Annotated in this window: 4 protein-coding genes; all 4 read left to right on the top strand. The window is 61.3% G+C overall.

Going from position 1 to position 4,039, the window contains the following annotated elements; genetic code table 11:
* Positions 1 to 1,188, top strand: a 1,188-nt coding sequence (locus tag JCM12178_RS17075) for a 3-deoxy-D-manno-octulosonic acid transferase (protein WP_054653158.1), incomplete at its 5' end; no start/stop codon positions are given.
* Positions 1,189 to 1,210: 22 nt separating this feature from the next.
* Positions 1,211 to 1,951 (top strand): 3-deoxy-manno-octulosonate cytidylyltransferase, encoded by a 741-nt coding sequence (kdsB, locus tag JCM12178_RS17070; protein ID WP_054653156.1) that lies wholly within the window; start codon positions 1,211 to 1,213, stop codon positions 1,949 to 1,951.
* Entirely contained in the window at positions 1,952 to 3,076 is a 1,125-nt protein-coding gene (carA, locus tag JCM12178_RS17065) for a glutamine-hydrolyzing carbamoyl-phosphate synthase small subunit (protein ID WP_054653154.1), read from the top strand.
* A gap of 134 nt (positions 3,077 to 3,210) precedes the next feature.
* Complete coding sequence (locus JCM12178_RS17060; RefSeq protein ID WP_245628854.1) at positions 3,211 to 3,912, top strand: tetratricopeptide repeat protein; 702 nt, start codon at positions 3,211 to 3,213, stop codon at positions 3,910 to 3,912.
* Positions 3,913 to 4,039 lie beyond the last annotated feature (127 nt).

Below are 4,039 nucleotides of genomic sequence, written 5' to 3'. Positions count from 1 at the left end.
GAGCGCACGCTCGACGACGGCCTGCCCGCGTCCGCCGATCTGTGGATTCAGGCGGCCAGCGGCGGGGAGGCCTATCTCGCGTGGGAAGTGCTGAAGGGCATGAAAAGCCCTTTTCCCGACCATCCGCTGCGGGTGCTCTGCACGACCAACACCCGGCAGGGCATGGATATTCTGTGCCGTGGTGCCGAGGAAACGCACGGCACGGGGCAGGGCGTTGCCGTGCAGTGCCGCATGTTTCCCTTTGACTCCCCGTCCATCATGCGCCGGGCCGTCGCCTCGGCGCGGCCCAAGGTGGCGCTCATTCTGGAAACCGAGATATGGCCGGGGTTCCTGACGGCCTGCAAGGAGCAGGGCACCAAGGTGCTGTTGGCCAACGGGCGCATGAACCCGCGCAGCCTCGCCGGATACCTGACATGGCCGGGCCTGTTTCGTGATCTCGCCCCGGACGCTGTCATGGCCGTCTCCGAGCGCGACGCCGCCCGTTTTGCCACGCTTTTCGGCAGGGAGCGGGTCACGACCATGTCCAATATCAAGTTCGACCGCATGGTCGGCTCCTCCGGGCCGCGGCAGAAGGACAACCCGCTTGCCGGGCTGCTGCCGAAAGATGCGCCCTTCGTGGTGCTCGGATCGGTGCGTCGTCAGGAAGAGGAGCGCATTGAGGCTGTTCTGGACGGGCTGCGCAGGGAAGCGCCCGAGGCGGTGATCGGCCTGTTCCCGAGACACATGGAGCGGCTGGATCGCTGGCGCGAGTTCTTTGACGGCCGGGGAATGAAGTGGGTGCTGCGCTCGGAGCTGCAAGGATCGGCCGAGCCGGGAACGATCATCCTCTGGGACACCTTCGGCGAACTTGTTCCGGCATACGGCATGGCCCGCGCCGTGTTTGTGGGCGGCAATCTCGATCCGAAGCTCAAGGGGCAGAATTTTCTGGAGCCGCTGACTTGCGGCCTTCGTCCGGTCATCGGACGATACTGGAGCAGTTTTCATTGGGTAGGGCGAGAAATCGTGGAATCCGGCCTCGTGGTCGAGGTGGACGGCCCGGAGGCGGTTGTTAAGGCGCTTTCGGCAGCGATCAAGGCCCCTTTGGAAAGGAAAAAGGTGGCATCCGAGGCCGCGCGGTACATTCGCTCAAGAACGGGCGGTGCCGAGGCGGTTCGTAAACGGCTTGCCCAATTCCTTGTAAACGAGTAAACGGGCAACGCGCGGTTGAATCATGAGCACACTTCCCGAATGTCACGGCATCATCCCCGCGAGATACGAGTCGTCGCGTTTTCCGGGCAAACCCCTTGTGGAACTCCTCGGAAAACCGATGTTTTGGCACGTCTGGAAACGTGCCGGGCAGTGCGCGGCGCTCAAGAGCGTCACCCTCGCCACCGACGATGAGCGAATCTTCAAGGCCGCGGAAAACCTCGGGGTTCCCGTGGTCATGACCTCCCCGGCCCACGCCAGCGGCACCGACAGAGTCCTTGAGGCCGCCCGCAAGCTCGGCATCGACACCGAGGCCGTGGTGGTCAACGTGCAGGGCGACGAGCCTTGCCTTGAGCCGGGCATGATCGACGACCTGCTCAAACCGTTCGGCACCTGCCGGGCCATGGTCACGACGCTTGTGTCCACCATCGGCCCCGAAGAGGCCGACGATCCGAACAGGGTCAAGGCGGTGGTTGCCTCGGACGGGCGTGCGCTTTATTTTTCCCGTGCAAAGGTCCCGTTCGACAGGGACGGCGGTCTGCACTCGTATTATCTGCACATCGGGCTTTACGCCTTCAGGATGCAGGCATTGATGCGCTTTGGCGAGCTGGACCCCAGTCCGCTGGAGAAGCGGGAGCGGCTCGAGCAGCTGCGGTTCCTTGAAAACGGCATAGACATCCGCGTGACCGAGACGGCCCATGCCTGCCACGGCGTGGACAGGCCCGAAGACCTGAACAACATTCTTACGATCCTTGAGAGGGAATAGATGAAAGCTATCCTTGCCCTTGAAGACGGCACCATTTTCCGGGGGACCTCTTTCACCGGCGAAGGAAACACCGGCGGCGAAGTCATTTTCAACACGGGAATGACCGGCTATCAGGAAATCCTGACCGACCCCTCGTACAAGGGGCAGCTGGTGTGCATGACGTACCCCCTCATCGGCAACTACGGGGTTAACCCCGAGGATGTCGAGTCGCTGGCCGTTCAGGCTGGCGGGTTCATCGTCAAGGAGTGCTGCAAGGTGCCGAGCAACTGGCGCTCCTCCATGCCGCTGCCCGAATACCTGCGTGAAGCGGGCGTCATGGGCATCGAAGGCATCGACACCCGCGCCCTGACCCGCCATCTGCGCCTGCACGGTGCCATGCGCGGTTACATCACCACCGAAGACATTTCCGAAGAAGAGGCCGTGACCCGGGCCAAGCAGCTCCCGGACATGGAGGGCCTCAACCTCGCGGACGGTGTCTCCACCGAACGGCCCTACGCATGGGTGGACGGGCGTCCCCGGTACTTCGAGTCTCTCGATCAGGCCTCCTGGCAGGGCGACGGCCCGCGGCTCGTGGTTTACGACTACGGCACCAAGTTCAACATTCTGCGCCTGCTGGCCGAACAGGGCTTCGACATTCTGGTGGTTCCCTCTTCGGTCAATGCGGCCGAGGTCCGCACCCTTGAGCCGGACGCCATCTTCCTGTCCAACGGCCCCGGCGACCCCGCGGCGGTTGACGGTGCGGCTGAAGCTGCACGGGACCTGACCGCTGACTATCCGGTGGCGGGCATTTGTCTCGGCCACCAGATTCTCGGTCTGGCCATGGGCGGCAAGACCTACAAGCTCAAGTTCGGCCACCACGGCTGCAACCATCCGGTCATGGACCTGACCACCGGCAAGATTGAAATATCTTCCCAAAACCATGGATTTTGCGTAGACATAACCGATCTGGAGTTCCTTGAACCCACGCACGTCAATCTGAACGACCAGACGCTTGAAGGGTTTGCACACAAGGAAAAGCCGATTCTGGCAATCCAGCACCACCCCGAGGCGGCCCCGGGTCCGCACGACAGCCGATATTTTTTCAAGCGCTTTAGGGAAATGGTGCGGGAAAAGACGGGAAAATAACCCCGAACAGGGCAGACGAGGCTGGAGCGTTCTATGTCCAAGAGTCTTATTGACGCACGAAAAAAACTCAATTCCGTCAACTCCTTCCTCAAGAAGGGGAAGTACATGACAGCCGTGCAGGTGTCCGCGACTCCGTGGTCAACGTGTTTGGCCAGTCGCTCATGAAGGCGGAGCGGACGGAATTTGAACAGCTCATCCGTGACGTCACCTACTCCCTGAACTCGGACGCCAACCTGCGCAAGGTCTATCCGCTGGTCATCAAGTATGAGCCCGGCAAGGAGAAGGACCTGCTCAAGGCAATGAACGAGCTGCTCAAGGCCCTTCAGGAGCAGGTTTCCGATCAGGCGCGTGAGGGTCTTGCAGCGCTCGAGAAGCGCAAGGAGGAGGGCCTCAAGCGAGGGCAGGACCACCTTGACAAAAAGGAGTTCGATGCCGCCAAGAGCGTTTTCGACGAGCTTGTTCAGGATTTCTCCGACGACTCCGACCTCAAGGCCAACATTGCCGACCGCTACCTCAAGGCCGAGCGGTATCAGGACGCGTTCAAGCTGCTTGACGACGCACTCCGCGACGACCCCAACGCGATCTTTCTCTACAACAGAATCGGCATCGTCCTGCGTAAGATGGGCGATTTCGAGACCGCCGAAAAGTACTACCTCAAGGCACTGGCCGTGTGCTCCGACGACGAATATCTGCATTTCAACCTCGGCCGACTCTACTACGACTGGAAGAAGTGGCGAAAGATGGGCGTTGCCGCACAGCGGGCGCTCGATTTGAACCCCGACTTCAAGCAGGCTGCCAAAATGTTGCAGTTTGCCAAGAAAAAGACGGCCGAGTAGACGTGATTATCAAGGGGGAGCTTTGGCTCCCCCTTTCTTTTCGTTGAAAGGCGTGGAGGAGACGACATGCCGGACATTCTTGCCATTAGCGCGACACCGCGACGCGGCGGCAACAGCGACCGCGTGG

This window comes from Salidesulfovibrio brasiliensis JCM 12178, from assembly GCF_001311825.1.
Lineage (GTDB): Bacteria > Desulfobacterota > Desulfovibrionia > Desulfovibrionales > Desulfovibrionaceae > Pseudodesulfovibrio > Pseudodesulfovibrio brasiliensis.
This window is presented reverse-complemented; position numbering and strand designations above follow the sequence as displayed.

Bases quoted from the DNA above. Each gene is read 5' to 3' on its own strand.
- kdsB (WP_054653156.1), top strand. From the start codon at position 1,211: ATGAGCACACTTCCCGAATGTCACGGCATCATCCCCGCGAGATACGAG.
- carA (WP_054653154.1), top strand. From the start codon at position 1,952: ATGAAAGCTATCCTTGCCCTTGAAGACGGCACCATTTTCCGGGGGACC.